The sequence below is a fragment of the Glutamicibacter sp. NPDC055354 genome (assembly GCF_053644955.1).
The window spans coordinates 211144-230274 of record NZ_JBSHMB010000004.1; the positions used below are offsets into that span (position 1 = coordinate 211144).

At 65.3% G+C, this 19131-nt stretch carries 17 protein-coding genes; 6 read left to right on the plus strand and 11 right to left on the minus strand.

From position 1 onward, the window contains the following. Nucleotides 1-184 precede the first annotated feature (184 nt). Nucleotides 185-1633, plus strand: coding sequence for an MDR family MFS transporter (locus tag ACWICV_RS16035; protein WP_365943050.1), 1449 nt, complete (start codon nucleotides 185-187; stop codon nucleotides 1631-1633). Nucleotides 1634-1771: 138 nt separating this feature from the next. Then, the gene (locus ACWICV_RS16040) at nucleotides 1772-2548 is read left to right on the plus strand and encodes an SDR family NAD(P)-dependent oxidoreductase (RefSeq protein WP_332594860.1); all 777 of its coding nucleotides are present in this window, start codon (nucleotides 1772-1774) and stop codon (nucleotides 2546-2548) included. A gap of 26 nt (nucleotides 2549-2574) precedes the next feature. On the opposite strand, the gene ACWICV_RS16045 is transcribed toward ACWICV_RS16040, so the two are convergent. Both ACWICV_RS16045 and ACWICV_RS16050 read right to left on the minus strand, forming a co-directional pair. After that, a complete protein-coding gene (locus tag ACWICV_RS16045; RefSeq protein WP_454091329.1) occupies nucleotides 2575-3498 on the minus strand; it encodes a hypothetical protein in 924 nt (307 codons plus the stop codon). A gap of 48 nt (nucleotides 3499-3546) precedes the next feature. Continuing rightward, nucleotides 3547-4569 (minus strand): pseudouridine synthase, encoded by a 1023-nt coding sequence (locus tag ACWICV_RS16050; protein ID WP_105658586.1) that lies wholly within the window; start codon nucleotides 4567-4569, stop codon nucleotides 3547-3549. A 60-nt stretch (nucleotides 4570-4629) separates the two neighbouring features. On the opposite strand from ACWICV_RS16050, the gene ACWICV_RS16055 reads away from it, so the two are divergent. Then, nucleotides 4630-5466: a PhzF family phenazine biosynthesis protein gene (locus ACWICV_RS16055; RefSeq protein WP_332594857.1), complete on the plus strand. Its 837-nt coding sequence runs from the start codon at nucleotides 4630-4632 to the stop codon at nucleotides 5464-5466. Between the two features lie 22 nt (nucleotides 5467-5488). Here the strand turns inward: ACWICV_RS16055 and ACWICV_RS16060 are convergent, their stop codons facing one another. From ACWICV_RS16060 to ACWICV_RS16085, 6 genes are all read right to left on the minus strand, one after another. Then, a complete protein-coding gene (locus ACWICV_RS16060; RefSeq protein WP_365943052.1) occupies nucleotides 5489-6313 on the minus strand; it encodes a DNA-formamidopyrimidine glycosylase family protein in 825 nt (274 codons plus the stop codon). Nucleotides 6314-6337: 24 nt separating this feature from the next. Continuing rightward, nucleotides 6338-11002 (minus strand): ATP-dependent helicase, encoded by a 4665-nt coding sequence (locus ACWICV_RS16065; RefSeq protein ID WP_454091330.1) that lies wholly within the window; start codon nucleotides 11000-11002, stop codon nucleotides 6338-6340. Nucleotides 11003-11041: 39 nt separating this feature from the next. Beyond that, nucleotides 11042-11344: a transcriptional regulator gene (locus ACWICV_RS16070; RefSeq protein WP_105658582.1), complete on the minus strand. Its 303-nt coding sequence runs from the start codon at nucleotides 11342-11344 to the stop codon at nucleotides 11042-11044. Continuing rightward, nucleotides 11328-11789 (minus strand): hypothetical protein, encoded by a 462-nt coding sequence (locus ACWICV_RS16075; protein WP_365943054.1) that lies wholly within the window; start codon nucleotides 11787-11789, stop codon nucleotides 11328-11330. Before ACWICV_RS16075 ends, ACWICV_RS16070 begins: the two co-directional genes overlap by 17 nt. Nucleotides 11790-11793: 4 nt before the next feature. Then, nucleotides 11794-12258 carry a hypothetical protein gene (locus ACWICV_RS16080; RefSeq protein ID WP_454091331.1) on the minus strand — a complete coding sequence of 155 codons (465 nt, stop codon included), beginning with the start codon at nucleotides 12256-12258 and terminating at the stop codon, nucleotides 11794-11796. Nucleotides 12259-12321: 63 nt separating this feature from the next. After that, a complete protein-coding gene (locus ACWICV_RS16085) occupies nucleotides 12322-12780 on the minus strand; it encodes a 23S rRNA (pseudouridine(1915)-N(3))-methyltransferase RlmH (RefSeq protein WP_180993116.1) in 459 nt (152 codons plus the stop codon). A gap of 63 nt (nucleotides 12781-12843) precedes the next feature. Between ACWICV_RS16085 and ACWICV_RS16090 the strand changes: the two genes are divergently transcribed. Next, nucleotides 12844-13557 carry a phosphatase PAP2 family protein gene (locus ACWICV_RS16090; RefSeq protein ID WP_365943057.1) on the plus strand — a complete coding sequence of 238 codons (714 nt, stop codon included), beginning with the start codon at nucleotides 12844-12846 and terminating at the stop codon, nucleotides 13555-13557. Here ACWICV_RS16090 and ACWICV_RS16095 read toward each other — a convergent pair. Together ACWICV_RS16095 and ACWICV_RS16100 are read right to left on the minus strand one after the other, a co-directional pair. After that, nucleotides 13526-14497 carry a D-2-hydroxyacid dehydrogenase family protein gene (locus tag ACWICV_RS16095; RefSeq protein WP_454091332.1) on the minus strand — a complete coding sequence of 324 codons (972 nt, stop codon included), beginning with the start codon at nucleotides 14495-14497 and terminating at the stop codon, nucleotides 13526-13528. The two genes, ACWICV_RS16090 and ACWICV_RS16095, sit on opposite strands and share 32 nt — an antisense overlap. 150 nt (nucleotides 14498-14647) lie before the next feature. After that, nucleotides 14648-16495 carry a calcineurin-like phosphoesterase family protein gene (locus ACWICV_RS16100; RefSeq protein ID WP_365943058.1) on the minus strand — a complete coding sequence of 616 codons (1848 nt, stop codon included), beginning with the start codon at nucleotides 16493-16495 and terminating at the stop codon, nucleotides 14648-14650. A gap of 179 nt (nucleotides 16496-16674) precedes the next feature. Between ACWICV_RS16100 and ACWICV_RS16105 the strand changes: the two genes are divergently transcribed. Beyond that, nucleotides 16675-17802, plus strand: a complete 1128-nt coding sequence (locus ACWICV_RS16105) for a hypothetical protein (protein WP_454091333.1) — start codon at nucleotides 16675-16677, stop codon at nucleotides 17800-17802. Between the two features lie 49 nt (nucleotides 17803-17851). Next, complete coding sequence (locus ACWICV_RS16110; RefSeq protein WP_365943060.1) at nucleotides 17852-18283, plus strand: acyl-CoA thioesterase; 432 nt, start codon at nucleotides 17852-17854, stop codon at nucleotides 18281-18283. Here the strand turns inward: ACWICV_RS16110 and ACWICV_RS16115 are convergent. Continuing rightward, entirely contained in the window at nucleotides 18280-19131 is an 852-nt protein-coding gene (locus tag ACWICV_RS16115) for a helix-turn-helix transcriptional regulator (RefSeq protein WP_365943061.1), read from the minus strand. The genes ACWICV_RS16110 and ACWICV_RS16115 overlap by 4 nt on opposite strands.

The window sequence follows — 19131 nt, forward strand, 5'->3', positions numbered from 1 at the left end:
GACATTCCGTGAAGCTGGATCTGTGTTGCCGAACTCACCTATAAGGTTTCCTGCACCCCTAGTGCACCGCAATCCCAAGCGATAAAATCGATAGAGCTATTTGAACCTCCTTGCCCGGCGAAGCAGCCGCAAGCGTCAGATAGCGTTTCCTTTTTCCGAATCCTCGTGGAAGCAGATTCCTGCCGTGACGAACGCTCCAGAACGACTGAGCAAACAGAACTTCACCACGATTGCGGTGCTGATTGTTTCCAGCTTCGTGGTCATCCTGAACGAGACCATCATGAACGTGGCCCTGCCTGTTCTGATGGATGAATTCAATGTCACCGCTGACGCGATTCAGTGGCTGTCAACCATCTTCATGCTGACTATGGCCGTGGTCATTCCAATGACCGGCTTCCTGCTTCAGCGGATGAGCATCCGCAATGTCTTCGTCTTGGCCATGGGCCTGTTCACTCTGGGCACCCTGCTGGCTGCCCTCGCGCCGGGCCTGAGCGTCCTGCTGGTGGCCCGCGTGATCCAGGCCAGCGGCACCGCCATCATGATGCCGCTGCTGATGACCACCATCTTGCATCTGGTCCCGGCTGAGCGCCGCGGCGTGCTGATGGGCAATGTCTCCATCGTGATCTCCGTAGCCCCGGCCATCGGCCCGACGGTATCCGGACTGATCTTGCAGTACCTGTCGTGGCGATTCATGTTCATCGTGATCATCCCGATCGCGGTAGCGGCTCTGCTGATCGGCACCCCTCGACTGTCCAAGGACGTTGACGGCGCCTCGACGCCGCTGTCCATTCCTTCGCTGATTCTGGCCATCCCGGGTTTCGGCGGCCTGGTCTACGGCCTCAGCGGCTTGTCGGTTGGCGTCACCCCGCTGAACCTGGGCATCCTTGTTGGCGCGATTCTGTGCCTGCTCGCTTTCGTTTTCCTGCAGCTGAACCTGCAGAAGGAAGACAAGGCGCTGCTGGATCTGCGTCCGCTGAACTACAGGGCTTTCACCCTTTCGCTGGTGCTGATGATGTTCTCGATGATTTCGCTGTTCGGCGTGATCATCCTGCTGCCGATGTTCTTCACCAACGTGTTGGGCATTGAAACCCTGACCACCGGTTTGATCATGCTCCCGGGCGGTCTGCTGATGGGTGTCCTGGCGCCATTGGTCGGAAAGCTCTACGACAAGGTCGGCGCCCGTCCGCTGATCGTTCCCGGCGCCCTGGTGCTGCTGGTTTCGCTGCTGGGCTACGCGGTGGTCCTGGATGTGGACACTCCGATCTGGCTGCTGGTTGTCATGCACCTGGTGATGAGCTTGGGCCTGGCCTTCATCTTCACCCCGGCCTTCACCACTGCGCTGAACCCGCTGCCGCACAGCCTGCACTCGCACGGTTCGGCCCTGCTCTCGACCTTGCAGCAGTTGGCGGGCGCCATGGGCACCGCCCTGCTGGTTGGCGTTGTCGCCTCATCCACCGCCGCGAAGATCGCGGCTGGCAGCGATCCGTTGACCGCTTCGGTCGAAGGTTTCCAGCCTGGCTTCCTGATCGGTGCCGGCTGCAGCGTCGGCATCGTGGTGATCGGCTTCCTGCTTGGCGGCAAGAAGAAATCGGCTGGAGTCGAAGCCGAGCCTGCGACGGTTCCGAGCCACTAGGCTGCAGGACAGTGCAAGAGCCGCTGGATCCCATCGCGGGGTCCAGCGGTTTTTCCATGCCCGCGGGCAAGATTCTTCGCCTCCACGCAACTGGCCAGTAATGTAGATCACAAGACCACTGTCTACAAAGGGGTAAACATGCAGTTGCAGGATTCAGTCGCTCTGGTCACCGGCGGCCTATCGGGATTGGGACGCGCCACGGCGCAGAAGCTGGCCACCGGGGCCAGGCATGTGGTGGTACTCGACCTGCCGCGTGAGGATGGCGATGAAATCGCCGCCGAGATCGGCGCGAATGTCCGCTTCGTGCCAGCTGATGTCACTGACGCGCAGCAGGTGGCTGCCGGCATCGAACGTGCCAAGGAACTTGGCACCCTGCGGGTGCTGGTCAATTGCGCCGGTGTGGCAACACCAGGCAAGGTGCTGGGCCGCGAGGGAGTGCTGCCGCTGGAGCGCTTCGCCAAGGTGCTGGACATCAATGTCAACGGCACCTTCAACGTGATCCGCCTGGCCGCAGAAGCCATGGCGCATAGCGAAGCGCTGAGCGATGAGCAGGGAACCACCGAACGCGGGGTCATCATCAACACCGCGTCGGTGGCGGCCTTTGACGGCCAGATCGGGCAGCCGGCCTATGCGGCCTCCAAGGGAGCAGTAGCGGCTATGACCCTTCCGCTGGCTCGCGAGCTGGCGAACCACCAGATCCGCGTCATGACCATCGCACCGGGCATTTTCCACACGCCGATGATGGCCGGCCTGCCGCAGGCTGCCCAGGACTCGCTCGGAGCCCAGGTGCCGCATCCTTCGCGTCTTGGACGTCCGGAAGAATACGCGGCATTGGTGGAGCACATCGTGGCCAACCCGATGCTCAACGGCGAAACCATTCGCCTTGATGGAGCCATCCGCATGGCGCCACGCTAGGCAACCGTGGCGGGGTGCGGCCAGCCCTAGAACTCTATGGGCTTGCCGCGCTGCGCACGGTGCTCGGCATGGCTGATCTGGAACCGGCGGTTCTCGGCCATCAGGAAGACCAGCAAGGCCATGAAGATCCAGACCGCGCAGACCCACAGCGGTGCGGACCCATTGAGCCAGCCCTGGATGGCAGCGGCGATCATGCAGATTCCGAAGCCGCTGGCAAAGGCGTGGCGGCCGCGCTCCGAGTGGGCGAAGGCGGCGGCAACCACTGAAATTCCGGCCGCCACCACCACAGCAGGAAGTCCCTGCCCACCGTCATTCCATCCGGCGGCGGCAAACCAGAGCTGCAGGGCATAGACCAAGCTGGAACCGGCAAAGAAGCTTACCGGGGCATCCGTTGCCCAGCGCTCCAAGCGGTTTCGCGCAGTATTCCTGTTCAGCTGGAGCACGCCGTACAGGGACAGCAGCGAAGCGATGGTTGCCAGGATGGCAGCGCTGATGGCCAAGAACCCGGAGGCCAGGGTGATGGCGCAGGCCATCATCGCTGTGGCCGGGATCGAATAAACGGAAATGATTCGCTGGCGTAGCGCCGAAAGCTGATCGCGGCGCAGCGAAAACGCGGCGCTCAGGACCAGCGCGATGGCAGTTGCCGGCCACAACACCGAATGCACCAGGCTGGTATCCAGCAGGCTGGACGGCGCGCGTCCATGCAAGCCGGAGGGCAACGCCAACGAGGTCAGCAGCAGCAATAAGCCCGAAGCGCCCAAGAGGTAGCCGCGGACCGTGTCGAAAGGTTCCACTGCAGGGTTGGGGCGATGATCCGGCGCCGCGTAGGGCAACACGAAGGAGGACCGTTCTGCCGCCGAAGCAATGGCAGACTGGGCCGACTCCACCAGGGAATCGAGTTGCGGGGTCCGCTGGTGTTCGGCCATCTTGCCTTCATCCTTACGGGTCACGGGATAATAGGCACCAGCCTAGGGCAATTCTTCCCCCGTGAGAAGGGGTTATGGGACCGACGGCGCTTCCAGTAGCCGCTGTTGCGAGCTGAAGCTGCGCGCGTGGCCGGTCAGCGGATCGGTGAAGGAAATGGTGTGCGCCAGCAATTGCAGCGGGCGCCGGTAGTCATCCGGGGCCAGATCCCACAGCCGCGGATAGAACGCGTCATTAATGATGCCCAGGCCCAAGGAAGCCAGGTGCACTCGCAGCTGATGGGTCTTGCCCGATCGCGGTTCCAGATCCATCAAGGCGACCTCCAGCCCGGCATGGAAACCGGTGCTCGTCCCGATCGCCTCGAGCTTGACCAGGGTCTGGGCGTTCGGCTCCCCTTCTTCCACAATGGAACGCAGCTGGCCCTTGACCTTGGCCATCCGGTTCTCGAAGAGCAGCGGCATCCGCTGCAGCAGGCCACGCAGCTCGGATTCCGGTTTGACCTGCGAATGCTCCCCATTTGGATGCAGCACCCGTCCAGTTTCCAGGCCTTCGCCCGGCTGCAGGGCGACCACCGCCTTGTAGCGCTTGGCGATCTCGCGGCGTTCGAAGAGCATCTGGTAATCGCCGCGGGTCGCCGGATTCACCGCGAAAAGAATGACCCCGGCGGTGGCCCGGTCCAGCCGGTGCATCGGCACCAAATCATCGATGCCGGTCTGGTTGCGCAGGCGTACCAGCGCGGATTCCTGGATGAAGCGTCCGCCGGGTGTGGTGGGGAGGAAATGCGGCTTGTCCACGACCAGCAGATGCTCGTCTTGGTGCAGGATCCTGGCTTCAAAGGGAATGGGAGTTTCTACCGGCAGGGAACGGTAGTACCAAATGAATTCGTGCTCGCCCAGGGGCGTCTGGCGGGTGAGCGGAGTGCCGCCCAAGCCAACGATCTGCTGATCATCGAAGCGGCGCAGGATGCCCTCTGGATCCACATGGCCGAAGCGCTCAAGCAAATAATCTGCGACAGTTGCCCACGAACCGGTCCGCGGGAGGCGAAGACGAGTTGCATTGACGCCGTTGCGCACGGGAAGCGGGGATTCCATAGCCATAGGGGCTATTCTCCCATCTTTGCCAGGACCGCGCAGGCCGCGGTCTGCTAGGTTGGTTCGATGGCCATGCGTAAATACAGCGAAGTCGACGTCTTTTCTCCCACTGCATATCTGGGCAACCCCTTGGCTGTGGTCCACGATGCAGAAGGCCTGGCCAGCGGGCAGATGCAAGGATTTGCCAAGTGGACCAACCTGGCCGAGACCACGTTCCTGATGCAACCGGAGGATCCGGCCGCCGACTACCGGGTGCGGATCTTCTCTGCCACCCAGGAATTCCCCTTCGCCGGCCACCCGACGCTGGGCTCGGCCTTTGCCTGGCTGAAGGCCGGCGGGGTTCCCAAGAAGAAGGGACGGGTCATCCAGGAATGCGCCGCCGGGCTGGTGGAGGTGCGCGTTGAGCCGCAACGGCTATGGTTCGCTGCACCGCCGCTGACCCGCTACGAACCGGTTGCCGAATTGCTGGTGCAGCGCATCGCCGAGGTACTGGCGATTCCCCGGGAGCAGATCCAGGATGCCTCATGGCTGGTCAACGGCCCGGAATGGATCGGGGTGAGGCTCTCCAGTGCGCAGCAGGTACTGGCCTTGGACCCGGATCCCAACGCCCTGGGCACGCTGGCCATCGGGGTTGCAGGTCCGCAGGAACCAGGGGCCGGCACGCAGTTCGAAGTGCGTGCTTTCGTCGGCGGGGACCCAGTGTGGGAAGACCCGGCCACCGGCAGCCTCAATGCGGGCCTGGCCCGGTGGCTGGCCGATTCCGGGTTGGCTCCCGAACGCTACATCGCCGCCCAAGGCACCGCGATCGGGTACCAGGGCCGGGTGCATCTGCGCGTGGAGGACGGCGTGGTCTGGGTGGGAGGCGACGTGAACAGCTGCGTGCAGGGCGAAGTCGACCTCTAGGCTTGCAGCCGCGCCCCGCCGCCTAGGCCGCTGGCTGGCAGGAAGGGCACAGGTAGCAGTCCCGTTCAGCACCGGTGGAAGCCGAGGGAATGCGCAGCAGCCCGATGCGGGTTCCGCAGCGCAGGCAGGGCTTCGACGCCCGGCCGTAGACCCACAGCGGGTCGCGGGTGCGCGGCTGCCCGGTAGTCACCCGCCGCGACCGGTCCTTGTTCACCACCAGCAAGCGGTGAGCCAGTTCGATTAATGCCGGCAGGCCGGCCACCTCGCCCACCGCGGTGAGCGGATGCACGCGCCGCAGGAACAGGATCTCGCTGCGGTAGACATTTCCCACCCCGGCCATGATCCGCTGGTCCAGCAGCGCTTGCCCGATGCCCAGCTGCGGATCGGCGCGCAGGTTGTCCAGCGCCCGTTGCGCATCCCAGTCCGGCCCGAGCAGGTCGGGTCCCAGATGGCCGACCACCTCGGACTCCTGTTCGGTTGGCAGCAGTTTCACCTGGGCGATCTCGAAGCCCACGGCCTTGGCGTTTGCTGTTTCCAGCACCACCCGGGCGGTATGCGCCGGGCGCTTCCAGCGTTCGCCTGGCCCATAGAGATCCCAGCGCCCTTCCATGAGCAGATGCGAATGCAAGGTCAGCGCAGGCTGGGCGAAGGCCGGGTTCGCAGTAGCCGGCGGCTGCAGGCGCATCAGCAGGTGCTTGCCCCGGGGGACGACCTCGCGCACCGTGTACCCGGCGACGTCCACGGTGGCCAGGGCCGGGACGCGGAAATCGGAGGCCAGCAGGATTTCGCCGGCCAGCGCCTGGTGCAGGCGGGCGGTGGCGCGGTAGACGGTATCGCCTTCGGGCATGGGCAACGCTCCTTCGATAGCGGGTCAGCGGCGGAAGCGGATGCCTTGGGGCGTCGCATAGAAACCGGCGCCCAGCAGGGCGGCGCCGACCGGATGGTCCTGCACCGGCTGCCCGTCGACCGTGGCGATGGCGATCTTGTCGACCTGGGCGGTGCGCAGCGCGGCGACCATCGCCGTGGCGAGGATGCGCCAGGACGGCTCGGGCAGCTGCCCGAAGGTCAGCACCGTGCGCCCGCCGCGCTCCAGATAGAGGCTCAGGGCCCCGTCGAGCAGCCCGACGATTGCGCCGGCCTTGCGCCCGGGGCGGTGCCCGGTTTCGGTCGCAGGCCAAGCCAGCGCCGCGCCATAGGGGTTCGCCGGGTCGGTGGAAGCCAGCACCGTGGCCACCGGCTGTCGGCGCGGGTCATCGGCCAGCTGGAATCCGCGCAGCCGGTCAATGGTGGTGGAGGTGGAGAACTGGGCGGCGCCGAGCTTCTCGACGAAGTAGCCGCGCCGGGCATGGCCAGCTTCTTCCAGCTTCGAGAGCACCCGGTAGAGCTGGCCGAAGCCGCCGGGCACCGACTCGGCGGCCACCGAGCCGCGGGTGAGCACCCCGTAGCGTTCCAGCATGATTTCCGCGGTGGCGTGGGCGCTGATCGTGGGGTCCGCTACCGGTGCGGGCAGCAGCGACCAGCGGGCCGCGCCGCGCGAGCCGCGCGCCGGCCCGCCGGCTTGTTCCCGGGCCAGCCGGTTCAGCCCGGAGAGCCGGTTCAATCGTGCGGCGCGGGCCCGCGGGGCGGGCTTGGCGATTTTGTGCGCGGTGCTTCCGCCGGCCAGGTAGCCGCGGATCGGCGCCATGGTATCCGGTGAAATGTACCCGGCCCAGAACAGCCTCCAGCAGGATTCGGCGACCTCGTGGCTGCTGGCCGCCGGCTCATCGCTGCGGTGGATGCGTCCGGCCAGCTCCTCGGCGAAGTAGGCGCCGGTGGACTCGAAGGCCTGGAGCACGCGCAGGTCCAGGGCTTGCAGCGCGCTGGCATCGGGCTGGGGAAGGCTCAGCGCTGCATGCTCGGCGGTGTGCAGCGACAGCCAGCCGTCCTTGCCGCCGGCGGCTCCGGCACCGCAGATCAGGATATCCCCGGAGCTGCACAGCTCATCCAGCCAGGAATTCTGGTAGCCCCTCAGCCGGGCCGGGAGCATGAAGGACTCCAAAGCGGAGGCGGGGACCTCGGCGCCCGCGAGCTGGGCAACGATTTCATAGGCGCCGTCGGCTCCCTGCAGCGAAGAACCGATCTGCTGCCAGGCCGGCAGGAAGCGACCGTAGGTGTCCTGGTCCACCGGCTCCACCTCGGCACGCAGCGCCGCCAGGGATCGGGTGCGGATGGCGCGCAGCACCGACACGTCGCAGTATTCGTCGCCGGCCACGCCTTCGGGGACGAGCTCCAGCGGGCGGAAGGCCCCCAGCGACAAGCGGCCGGCGGCCACCAGCTGGTCGAGGACCGGGCGCAGCACCGCGACGCCCAGTCCCAGCTGCGCGGCCAGCTCCCCGAGGGTGAACGGGGCGTGGGTGCGGGCGAAGCGCGAGACCAGGTCCTGGATCGGAGCGGTGGCAGGCTCCAGGAAGGCCGCCGGGATGCCGGTGGGCAGCGGGGTGCCCAGCGCATCGCGCAGCTTGCCGGCATCCTCGATGGCCGCGTACACCAGCTGGCCGGAGCGGCGCAAGGTGAAAGCCCGGCGCGTGGAGACCAAGGCCTCGGCGTGGGCCCGGGCGCTGGCAGGATCCAGCGCCGCTTCGTCATCGGCCGGATCGCGCAGCCTGGCGGCCAGCTGCCCGGCATCCAGCGGACCCAGCAGCCGCAGCAGGTCCGCAGCGCCTTCCATGCCCGCCAACCGGCGGTTGGCTGCCAGATGCTGCAGCTGCTCCTGCAAGGCCGAGATGACCTGCGGGTCCAGCACCTCGCGCACGTCGTTGCGCCCGAGCAATTCGCCCAGCAGCACCGGATCCAGGCTCAGGGCGGCGGCGCGGCGTTCGGCCAGCGGCGCGTCGGATTCGTAGAGGAACTGCGCCACGTAGCCGAAAAGCAGGGATTGGGCGAAGGGCGAAGGCAGCTCGGTGGTCACTTCCACCAGGCGGATGGCCCGCGAGGAGATGCTGGACAGGATCCTGGACAGTGCCGGCAGATCGTAGACATCATTCAGGCATTCGCGCACGGTTTCCAGGATGATCGGGAAATCCGGGTAGTTGCGTGCCACATCCAGCAGCTGGCTGGCACGCTGGCGCTGCTGCCACAGCGGGGTGCGCTTGGTCGGGTTGATCCGCGGCAGCAGCAGCGCGCGGGCGGCGCATTCGCGGAAGCGGGAGGCGAACAACGCGGAATTGGCCACCTGCGAGGTGACCACCTCGATGATCTCGTCGGCTTCGAAGGCGAAGAGATCCGCCCCGGGCGGCTCATCGTCCATGGCGGGGATGCGCAGCACGATCCCGTCGTCGGCGGCCATCGCCGAGGCGTCCAGCCCCCAGCGTTCGCGGACCCGCGCGCCGACGGCCAGCGCCCACGGGGCGTGCACGGCCAAGCCGAACGGGGAGTGCAGGATGACCCGCCAGTCGCCCAGCTCGTCGTGGAAGCGCTCGATCACGAAATTCTGGTGGTTGGGCACCTGGCCGGTGGCCCGGCGCTGCTCGTCCAGGTAGTTGAGCAGATTGTTCGCGGCGAACGGATCCAGCCCGCTGCCGTGCAGCACTTCGGCCGCTTCGGTGCGTTCGCTGGCCAGCAGCTTCGTGGTGAATTCGCCCAGCGCCGCCCCGAGTTCCACCGGGCGTCCCAGCCCGTCGCCGTGCCAGAAGGGCAGCTTTCCGGGCTGGCCGAAGGCCGGGGTGACCAGCACCCGGTCGTGGGTGATGTCCTCGATGCGCCAGCTGGTCGCCCCGAGGGCGAAAATGTCTCCGACGCGCGATTCGTAGACCATTTCCTCGTCCAGCTCGCCCACGCGCTTGGGCGCCTTGTCATCCTCGGATCCGGCCAGGAAAACGCCGAACAGCCCGCGGTCCGGGATGGTGCCGCCGGAAATCACGGCCAGGCGCTGCGCCCCGGGCCGGGCGGTGAGGGTACCGGCATCCCGGTCCCAGATCAGCCGCGGCTTGAGCGTGGCGAATTCATCCGAAGGGTACTTGCCCGAGAGCATGTCCAAGGTGGCCAGATAGGCGCTGCGCGGCAGCTGCTGGTAGGGGGCGGCGCGGCGCACGGTGTCGAACCATTGCTCTACGTCCAAGTCGTCCATGGCCACCGCGGCCAGGGTCTGCTGCGCCAGCACATCCAGCGGGTTGGCGGGGATCACCATCTTCTCGATGGCTCCTTGGCGCATGCGGGTGACCACCAGGGCGGTGGAGAGCAGGTCCGCCCGGTGCTTGGGGAAGAAAGCGCCCCGGGAGACCGAGCCGACCTGGTGCCCGGCACGGCCCACGCGCTGCAGCCCCGAGGAGACCGAGTTCGGGGATTCGACCTGGATCACCAGATCCACCAGTCCCATGTCGATGCCGAGTTCCAGGGAGCTGGTGGCCACCACGGCGCGCAGCTTGCCCAGCTTCAGGTCTTCCTCGATCTGGGCGCGCGAATCCTTGGACACCGAGCCGTGGTGGGCACGGGCCAGTAACGGAGCTTCCGGGTGCGCGGCAGCGGTGGAACCGGCCTGGGCCATCATCGCGGCAGGGGTGGAGGTGGAAGCATCCTCGGCGCTGAATCCCTCGCGTTCGGCGTAGATTTCGTTCAGCCGTCCGGTCAGCCGCTCGGCCAGCCGGCGGGAGTTGGCGAAGATGATGGTCGAATGGTTGTCCAGCACCAGATCCACCAGCTGGTTCTCCACATGCGGCCAAATGCTCGCCGATGCCGCGGGGGAGGAACCCGGACTCAGATCATGCGCTCCGGCCGCGGAAGGCAGGTCGGTCATGTCTTCCACCGGGACGCGCACCGCCAACTCCCATTTCTTGGTGGACGGCGGGCGCACGATGTTCACCGGGGCGGATCCGGCCAGGAAGCGGGCCACTTCTTCGGGCGGCTCGACGGTGGCAGAGAGCCCGATGCGCTGGGCCGGGGCGGGCAGCAGCGCGTCGAGCCGTTCCAGTGACAGGGCCAAATGGGTTCCGCGCTTGGTATTGGCAATCGCGTGGACCTCATCGATGATTACGGTGTGCACCTCGGCAAGGGTCTTGCGTGCCTGGCTGGTGAGCATCAGGTACAGCGACTCGGGCGTGGTGATCAGGATTTCGGGCGGGTCCTTGAGCAGCTTGCGCCGGTCATTGGCCGGGGTGTCTCCCGAGCGCACTCCCACCGACACCGACGGCTGGGACAAGCCCATTTCGTGCGCGGTGGCGCGGATGCCAGCGAGCGGAGAACGCAGGTTGCGCTCCACGTCGACCCCGAGGGCCTTCAGCGGAGAAATGTAGAGCACCTTGGTGCCATTGCCCGTTGGATGATCGGCATCGGAGTCCATCCCCGGCAATGCTGGAGCGTCAAGTTCCGCATGGTGCAGCCGGTCCAGCGCCCAGAGGAACGCGGCCAGGGTCTTGCCCGAGCCGGTAGGCGCGATGACCAGGGTGTGCTTCCCGTCCGAGATGGATTCCCAGGCGCCACTCTGGGCAACGGTGGGCGCGGAGAAGACGTCGGTGAACCACTTGCGGGTGGCTGCGCCGAACCGGGACAGGACATCGCTCATGGAATCGATACTACGGTCTGCGAACGACAAGATCGGCCATTATCCGCCCGCCGTGATCTCCCGCAGGGCCGCCACATGGCTGACATAGGCCCGGCGTCCGGATTTGGTCAGCGAAACGCGCATATGGCTGCGCCCCAGCTTGGTGAACCGCTCGATGCCGATATACCCGGCATCGGCGAGCTGCTTGAGGTGCTTGCTCAAGACGGAGTCGGCGACATCGAGGATGCCGCGAAGGTGCGCGAATTCTGCCCACTGCACCGGGGCGAGGCTGGCGCAAATGCGCAGCCGGATGGGTGCATGGATCAGCTCGTCGAATTGCGCATTGCTAGATGGCTTGTTCATTTCCATCCTTGATGCGGGATTTGATGGTTTCGCGGCGCATGATCCACAGGGAACCGGTGAAGGCAGCGGCCAATGCGAGGAATTTGGGTATCGCGAACAGCCAAGTCTGGGGAATCCAGAAGGTGCACAATTGCAGGGCGAGCATCATGAACAGCATGACAGCGATGTATTTGCCCGAGTGCCGCAATGCAGAACGGGACTTGGGCCGCTGGCGCGACCAGTAGGCGTACCAGGCGATCAATGGCACAAAGAGCACCGGCGACCAGTACCAAAGGGCGATGTCGATGACTCCGTAGAGCGAAAAGATTGCCGACGTGACGATGCCCAGGGCAATCATGAATGCCCCGGGGGCTTCGGTGGCGCTGACGGTGCCGCTCGCGGCTTCTTCGGCCGTGGCGAGTTGGGAAGCGGCTTCGCGCTCCGAGGGGATCTGCGAATTGTTCACCTGGCTAGACCGCCATTTCCTGGGCATCTTGCACACGGTCCTTGTCCCATGCCGTTTGCGCGGCGGAAAGCAAATGCCATAAGGCGGTGCAGGAGACGACTAGTTTCGCACCGATGCTCCAAGGGTCCTCGGCGACCCAAAAGCGCAGGCACATCACGATCATTGACGCCAGGAACGCGTACCAGCCGTAGGTTGCCGAGCTGCTGAGCAAAGGGCGCACCGTGGCGCGGCTGCGCATAATCACGTAGTGCACGAGGGCTGCAACGACAGCCACCGCGAATAACGCCAGAGCCATCTTTGGCGAAAGGACATGTTCAAGACTCATCGCGGTGCTCCCGAGCACCACGTACACGAAGAGGGTGGCCCGGGAAGAAGTGCCGGCAGCGATCATCTTGTTCGAGGCCTGGTCCGCGGAGGCCAGGCGCTCCGCGGCGGTCAGCTTGTCGATTCGTTCTTGCCCCTCAGCCATGATTTCCCCACTTTCCGTTATGGAAAGTCTTGTCTTTCCAAGTTGGAAAGTCAAGGGAATGGCTTAAACGTGATGGTACTTCCCGCCTGCCAGGATGTCCTGCGCGCGGTACAGCTGCTCGGTGAGGATCAAGCGCACCAGCTGGTGCGGGAAGACCAGCTTCGAAAGCGACCAGGTGAAATTGGCCCGCGCATGCACGGATGCGTCCACGCCGTACGCGCCGCCGATGATGATGACAACGTTGCGCGAAGCATCAATCGGGGTGCGCAAAGTATTGGCCAACGCGGGGGAGTCCACGTTCTTGCCGCGTTCATCGAGCAGAACCACGAAGTCGCGGTCATCGATTTTCGCCAGGATGCGGGCAGACTCCTCGGTGCGGGCCGCGTCGTTCTCGCGCGAGGAATGGTTCAGCAGCTGCCAGGTGAGATTGAAGGGCTTCTTCAGCCGCTTCTCGTAGCGGGAAATTCCCTCGTCCACCCAGGATTCGTGTTTCTTGCCAACTGCCAGCACCTTGATCGTCATGCTTCCATTGTTCCGCATCGATCGAGTTCAGCGCTTCGCGCCCGCCCCGATACGATGGAAGCCATGCGATCCTCATGGTATTTCCGGCAAGGCCAACGTTCCCGCGGCGCACAGGTGCTGTGGATCATTTTCGGGCTGGTTGTCGCCATGTTCTACTTCACCCGCAGGGTGCTGGTCTCCCTGCACGCGGGCGGATGGGCCAGGGATCTGGATGCCCCAGCCTACCAATGGGCACTGGAGCACCAGTCGCCGTTCCTGTTTGCGGTCTCCGACTTCTTGTACTTCTGGGGATCCACACCTGGAATGACCATGATCATGCTGGTGATCACCTCATTGCTGTGCTGGAAAACCCGCAGCGCGTGGCCGTTGGCGGCCATCGCGTTCACTGCACTGGTCTCGGTCCTGCTGACCGTTATTCTCAAGACGAGCCTCCAGGTGCCGCGTCCCCAAGGCGTTCCCGGAGGCCCGGCGCCGCCGCAGACCTTTTCGTTCCCCAGCGGGCACACGCTGAACTCGGCCGCGCTGATCGGCATCGCCAGCTACCTGGCGATCATCTACGGGCTGCGCCGCTACGCGTACCTGATCTCCATCGTCGCGGCGCTATTCGTCCTGGCGATGGGAGCTTCGCGAATCTACATCGGGCACCACTGGGTCTCTGACGTGCTGGTGGGGATGCTGATCGGGGCCGCATGGGCCGCCGTCGTGGCGATCCTGCACTACTACTTCGTGCCGCGGCCGCAGGTCCCTAGGCCAGCACCCGGATCGGTGCGCCGCTAGCCCACGCGCGGATGTCTTCCACCGCGTCGCGGTAGAACATCTCGAACTGCTCGATAGTCACATAGCCGATATGCGGGGTGGCAATCACGCCCCGGGTAGCGGCCAGCCGGTCCTTGGCCGGCAGCGGTTCCACGTCGAAGACATCCACGGCGGCCAGGTGCAGCTGCCGGCTGTCCAGTGCGTCGATGAGCGCGTCGGTCTGCACGATCCTGCTGCGCGAGGTGTTGACCAGGATGGAATCGGGACGCATCCACGCCAGCTGCTTGGGTCCGATGACCCCGGTGCTGCGCTCCGAGAGCTTCAGGTGCACGGTCACGATGTCGCTGGTGGAAAACAGCTCGGCTTCGGAGACCAGCTCCACGCCCACTTCGGTGGCGCGGGCCTTGGTGAGATTCTGGCTGTAGGCGATGACCCGCATGCCGAAAGCCAAGCCGACCATCGCAACCTTCGCTCCCAGATTTCCCAGACCGTAGACGCCCAGGGTCTTGCCGGACAGGCCCAGTCCGAAAGTGGTCTGCCAGCCCGAGCCAGCCGCCAGCGGGCGGTCCGCGGAAAACAGCTCCACGTCCAGTCGGCGCGCGGCGCTGAGGATCAGCGCCCAGGTGTGCTCGGCGGCATCGGTAGCCACGTAGCCGGTGTGGCTGACCACGATGCCCTGGTTCTTGGCAGCCTGCAGGTCGATGGATCCGTTGCGGCGGCCGGTGGTGACCAGCAGCTTCAGGTTGGGCAGGGCATTGAGCCGGGCGGCCGGGAAAGGCGTGCGTTCGCGCATGGCGACGATGGCGTCGAAGGGCTGCAGCGCCTGGACGACGGTGCTGTCCTCGTGGCCCAGGTGCTCGGTGAAGACAGTGACTTCGGCGTCCAAGGCGACGGCGAGGCCGTCGAAATCGGCCAGCGAGCGGGCCACGTTGTGGTAATCATCCAGGATTGCAATGCGCATGGATTCATCCTAGGCACCTGCAGCCGATGCTGTCCCACTGCGGGCGTAACAAAAAGCTGGTGCCTGCTCATTGAACTGCTCCCCAAAAGTTGGACTGAAAAAGTCACAACAACTTTTGGGGAGTTTTTCATGCACGCACGAAGGATGACGCTACCCGATGACCGTGAAATCCAATTCCTCGGTGAAAGAACGCCCATGCACGTCGGTGGCAGTCACCGTGGCGGTGTGCGCCCCCACGGAGAGATCATCTGGCAGTTCCAAGCGCCACAAGTGGCTGGTCTTCTCGGCGAATCCGCCGCCATGGACGAATTGCTCGGCGATGGCCGCCGGATCCGAGTACTCGGCGCCTGACAGCGGGCGTTCGCCGGCCATTTTCTGCGTCCGCTCGGCCGCAACCGGGTCCTGGCCGTCGATGGAGACCTCGACAGCGGAGCCGGTGCTGCCCATCCAGAAGTTCGTGGTCAGCCAGGTGTCCTCGGCCAGTCCCTGCCGGCTCACCGCCAACGGGTCATCCAGGGCCGGAACCGTGCCGCGCTCCTTTTCCAGATTCTCCTCGTACCACTGCCGGTACGCCGGGGTGTTCAAGCCCAGGGACATCTGCTTGCTGGCATCCCCGCCGGTCACGGTGAAGCGCTCGGTGATACTGGTGTTCTTGATGTCCAAGGTGAGCACTCCCGGAGGGGTCCCGTCGCGCTGGATGGAAGTCGGGTAGCCATTCTCGGTAACCCGTCCGTCATACCACTGCCCGGAAATGGCCGGGACAGTCAGGTGCGTGAAGGGCAGGCCTGCCTCGCCGACCTCGTCGCGCCAGCCATCCATCAGGTCCCCGGCGCGCAGGTTCTCTGACATGTGGGTGTGCCCGCCCAGGGAAGCGACCTCGCGTCCTTCCAGCAGCTCGTAGATCTCCCGGACCTGCTTGGTGGAATGCTCGTCGCTGTAGAAGAACTCCAGCAGGGGGCTGTGCCCGGCCAGGACGATGGCCTTGTTCTTGGGTACCTCGGCCAGGTCGGCGCGCAGCCACTGCAGCTGGCGCTTGCCCAGATCGTAGGTGTAGTCGCTCTTCTTGGCCGGAACCGCAGTCGGGTAATCGATGGTGCTCAGGGCGATGACGTGAGTCTTGCCCGTGTCGTAGGAGTAGTACTCCGGACCGAACTGGGCGCGGAAGGAATCGTACTCGTGCTGCCCGTCCAGCGAGTCGTAGTCGATGTCGTGGTTGCCCGGCAGGAACCGGGCCGGACCGTTGAGCATGGAGGACAGTTCGCGGGTCTGATGGAAGAAAGTCAAGTCATCTCCCACGAGGTCGCCGATGAACAAGGCGCCGCAGCCGGTGTAGTCGGTGCGGGCCGCCAGATCGGCGAAAGCGCCTTCCCTGGCGTACTCGACTTCCTGCTGGGTATAGGTCTGCACATCGGCACCGATGACGCAGCTCTGCTCGGGCGATTGCGTGGCGCTGCTGGCCACCAGCGGGAAGTTGACTGCCTCAGGCAGCGGCCCGGTCGGGGCGATGCCGTCGTACTTCAGGTCCGGGGAGCCTTCAGGCAGGTGGGTGTAGAAGAATTGGGCGACGTTGTCGTCGTCGACCGGAACCTGGAAGCCCCGGGGCTGGGTGACGAACGCGGTCATGTTGTTGTATGCCGGAAGTTCGTAGCGTCCCTGCCCATCGGTGGCCACGATGTCGCGGCCGTTGGAAACCGTGACGTTCGGTAGGCCAGGCTCGTTGGCATCCTGCGTGGAGTTCTTGTTGCGATCCTCGAAGACCACTCCGTCGAGCGTCTCTTGCGCGGTGCCGCTGCGGCCAGTTCCTGCCGGGATCACCTCGACTGACCCGCGGTAGGCCGAGGAGCTCCAGTCCGCGGCGGACTTGGCGGCAGGCACTGCCTCGAGTTCCGGGGTGGCGCCGATGAAGGCGGTGGAAGCTGCAATGGCAACTAGGCTTCCGGCGGTGAGATGCAGTGGGGTGAGATGATTGGTTTTGCCGGGTCGAGCGAAGATTTTCACGAACGTTCCTCCGGGTGGGGACAATCTGCCGGCCCCTTGGCCGGCCGTCTTCCACGGTGCCAATGGCAGGTGAATTGCAACCCCTGCTCAGGTAATGTCTAATAATCGATCCCGTAAATAGTTATCGACTGTCTTGGCGGGATTTACTGTTTTCGAACCAGTGAAATGAAGTGGCGCGGATGGAACTAGTGCAGGCGCTCATGGCAGGCGCGCGCGGGCGCAGGATGCTGTGGGAGTTCGCCACTGCCAGCGAAGAGAAGCTGCTACCGGCGTTCGGGGAGCATCCGCTGCATGCGGCGATGTTCTACGCCGCGTATCACGTAGCGGTAGAACGCGGCGAAAGCGTTGGCCTGTTTGGCGCGGATGAATCCAGCATGCCCGAAACCAGTGTCCAGCAGATCGCCCGGCGCCTGGACGGCACCACTTTGGTTCCGGCCACCGCAGCGCTGCTGCAGCAAGCGCTGGTCCGCTCGGTCGACAGTGCCCGCTATTGGCAGGAACCGGATGGGGAAGACACCCTGCTGGCGTTGCCGGAACTGGCCGCGCCGCTTGAGCGCGTGGCCCGGCACCTGGCGGACAGCGGGCTCGCGGCCGTGTGGCTGGATCCCGTGGATCTGCGCAACCAATTCCAGGTCGAATTCGACCAGCATGACCCGCAGGGCAGGACGCAGGCTCCCGGCAGCAATGCCCTGGGCCTACTGCAGGAGTGGAGGGCCGGCATCCTGGCGACCGAAGCCCGCGATGCCGCCGAAATGAGTAGCACCCCGCTGGGCAGCTTCAGCGGGGAATGGTGGTCCAAGCCCAGCAGCCGCCTGCCCTCCACTACCGGTGTGTTCCCAGACCGGGAGCCAGTGGGCCTGAGCTGCGTGGAGGACGGTTTCGGATGGGAGCAAGCCAGCGTCAGGTTCACGAGCGTGCCTCCCGCAGCCAAGGTGCTGGAGATCGCCACGGCCGAGGACTGGATCCGGCTCTGCCGCGAGCACGGCATCGAGGTCACCGCGCACAAGCGCCACGACTGGTACCTGTCCACCGGGCGCGACGGCGCATGGAAGATCCCCGACTGGCTGGCCGTGGCGCGCGATTACGACGGGGTGCATCTGGGTATCGGCGCCTATCTGGCGCTCGCCGGGCAATGCCTCGACATCGATGATAAATACGCCAGCGTGATTGCCGGGTGGGACCCGGACCAGACGTTCTGGTTCACCGATGAGCTGCGGTGCTACGGGCCTGCACAGGAATGGATCTGTCTGGACGCCAACAACGAGGATGCACGGTGGGTGCCTTCCGGCGATGGCCCAAGTTCATGAGCCGTCACGGGCGCAGTAGCCAGCCCGGGTTTCTGGTGCAATGGGTTCCATGAGTGAAACGACAAACGATGAACTGGCCGCGGCTACCGAAGTCATCTTGCAGCTGCGCTGGTCGGACCAGGATGCCCTGGGACATGTGAACAATGCGCGCATCGTGACCCTGATGGAAGAAGCCCGCATCCGCTGGACGCGCGAGGACGGGACAACAGGCCGTTTCGAATTCGGCACCGTGGTGGCATCGATCCAGATCGACTACCTGCGCCCGCTGTACTACCAGCCCGAGATGCTCATCCGCATGGGCATCAGCCGGCTGGGCAACAAGTCCTTCACCGTGCGGGGCATCGGCTACCAGGACGGGCAGCCGGTATTCGACTCGACCACGGTCATGGTGCCGCTGGCAGCCGATGGCGTCTCGTCGCGCCCGCTCAACGAGCTGGAGCGCAGCTGGCTCGGCAAATCGCAGATCCCAGCACGCAGCTAGGCTTCGGGTGCCGGTCCCTGGCCGTTGAGCAGCGCGGCCAGATCGCGCAGCTTCGCTTCGGAGTCCGAGCCCGGGTCGGTGGTGTAGATGAACAGGGTCTGGTCTGGTGCCCCGGTCACGTCCAAGGCCTCGTAGTTGACCTCCAGATAGCCCACCTGGGGATGGTTGAACCGCTTGATCCCGTCCCGCCGCTCGACCACCCGGTGATCGGCCCACCAGGTGCGGAATTCTTCGCTGTTCATGGACAGCTCTCCGACCAGCTGCGCGAGCAGCGGATCGTGCGGATGGCGCCCGGCATCCAGGCGCAAGGTGCCGACCATCGAGGCGGCGATCTGCTCCCAGTCGGCGTAGCGCTGCCTGGCTTCGGGATCCAGGAAGGCCCAGCGGATCAGGCTGCGGTGGCGCACCGGCTTGGCGAGGAAGTCGGTGAGCAGGCTGGCGGCCAGCGCATTCATGCCCAGCACCTCGGTACGCCGCCCACGGATGAAGGCCGGATGCCCGGTGAAGGAATCCAGCAGCTGATGCAATGACGGGCGTACCCGCTGGATGCTGTTCGACGGGTTGTTGCGCCCGGAACCGGAGACCGACCGGGCCAGATTGAACAAATGCCCGGCCGCCGTCTCATCCAGTTCCAGGGCCTTGGCCAACGCGCCGAGCACGGATTCGGAAGGGCGCTTGTGCCGGCCCTGTTCCAGCCGGGTGTAGTAGTCGGTGCTCACGCCGGCCAGGACCGCAACCTCTTCGCGGCGCAGGCCAGGCACGCGTCGCCGGGGACCGCCATCGCCTGCCGGGCTGACCAGGGCCCGCCGTGCCTTGAGGAATTCGCCGAGCTCGGTATTGGAATTCAT

Excerpts from the sequence above, each read along its gene's own strand:
- ACWICV_RS16040 (WP_332594860.1), top strand. The coding sequence starts at position 1,772 with ATGCAGTTGCAGGATTCAGTCGCTCTGGTCACCGGCGGCCTATCGGGA.
- ACWICV_RS16050 (WP_105658586.1), bottom strand. The coding sequence starts at position 4,569 with ATGGCTATGGAATCCCCGCTTCCCGTGCGCAACGGCGTCAATGCAACT.
- ACWICV_RS16055 (WP_332594857.1), top strand. The coding sequence starts at position 4,630 with ATGGCCATGCGTAAATACAGCGAAGTCGACGTCTTTTCTCCCACTGCA.
- ACWICV_RS16060 (WP_365943052.1), bottom strand. The coding sequence starts at position 6,313 with ATGCCCGAAGGCGATACCGTCTACCGCGCCACCGCCCGCCTGCACCAG.
- ACWICV_RS16065 (WP_454091330.1), bottom strand. The coding sequence starts at position 11,002 with ATGAGCGATGTCCTGTCCCGGTTCGGCGCAGCCACCCGCAAGTGGTTC.
- ACWICV_RS16070 (WP_105658582.1), bottom strand. The coding sequence starts at position 11,344 with ATGAACAAGCCATCTAGCAATGCGCAATTCGACGAGCTGATCCATGCA.
- ACWICV_RS16080 (WP_454091331.1), bottom strand. The coding sequence starts at position 12,258 with ATGGCTGAGGGGCAAGAACGAATCGACAAGCTGACCGCCGCGGAGCGC.
- ACWICV_RS16085 (WP_180993116.1), bottom strand. The coding sequence starts at position 12,780 with ATGACGATCAAGGTGCTGGCAGTTGGCAAGAAACACGAATCCTGGGTG.
- ACWICV_RS16090 (WP_365943057.1), top strand. The coding sequence starts at position 12,844 with ATGCGATCCTCATGGTATTTCCGGCAAGGCCAACGTTCCCGCGGCGCA.
- ACWICV_RS16095 (WP_454091332.1), bottom strand. The coding sequence starts at position 14,497 with ATGCGCATTGCAATCCTGGATGATTACCACAACGTGGCCCGCTCGCTG.
- ACWICV_RS16105 (WP_454091333.1), top strand. The coding sequence starts at position 16,675 with ATGGAACTAGTGCAGGCGCTCATGGCAGGCGCGCGCGGGCGCAGGATG.
- ACWICV_RS16110 (WP_365943060.1), top strand. The coding sequence starts at position 17,852 with ATGAGTGAAACGACAAACGATGAACTGGCCGCGGCTACCGAAGTCATC.
- ACWICV_RS16115 (WP_365943061.1), bottom strand. The coding sequence starts at position 19,131 with ATGAATTCCAATACCGAGCTCGGCGAATTCCTCAAGGCACGGCGGGCC.